Source organism: Polaribacter sp. BAL334, assembly GCF_015767435.1.
GTDB lineage: Bacteria > Bacteroidota > Bacteroidia > Flavobacteriales > Flavobacteriaceae > Polaribacter.
Window position 1 is genome coordinate 1 of sequence record NZ_JADWOV010000122.1, and the last position, 435, is coordinate 435.

The window sequence follows — 435 nt, forward strand, 5'->3', positions numbered from 1 at the left end:
CACCCTATCAAAATGGCTTTCTTTTTATTGAAAGAGATATTCTATATGGTGATTATTCTTTAAAATTAAAAGGATGGAATATAGAACAAAGACAGGTACTACATGATGCTCAAAATAATGCGAATAAAACTTCATCAACTCAGTACGATTTAAAATTTAACGGGATAAATTATCCTATAAACCTTCATTCAATAAACCTTACAAATCCAGATAAATTAAAAATACAAGTATTGGAAAGCTCTTCAAATAAAATTAAGTTACTGTCACCAGAGATTCCTATAAAAGACGGTGAAATTAATCCATCAATAGTATATGCAATAAATACTTTTACTGATGGGAATAGTCATAATTCAGAAATTAGTTTTGGCTATGATGAAGCGATGTTTCCAGAAATCAATAATTTTGATCCCACAAAATTAATAGTAAATTTATATC

The 435-nt window shown here is 27.6% G+C and carries 1 protein-coding gene; it reads left to right on the top strand.

Annotated features, from left to right (window positions below; all coding sequences use genetic code 11):
* Window positions 1-435 (top strand): hypothetical protein (locus IU405_RS00650; RefSeq protein ID WP_197436723.1); only part of this gene is annotated, 435 nt, incomplete at both ends.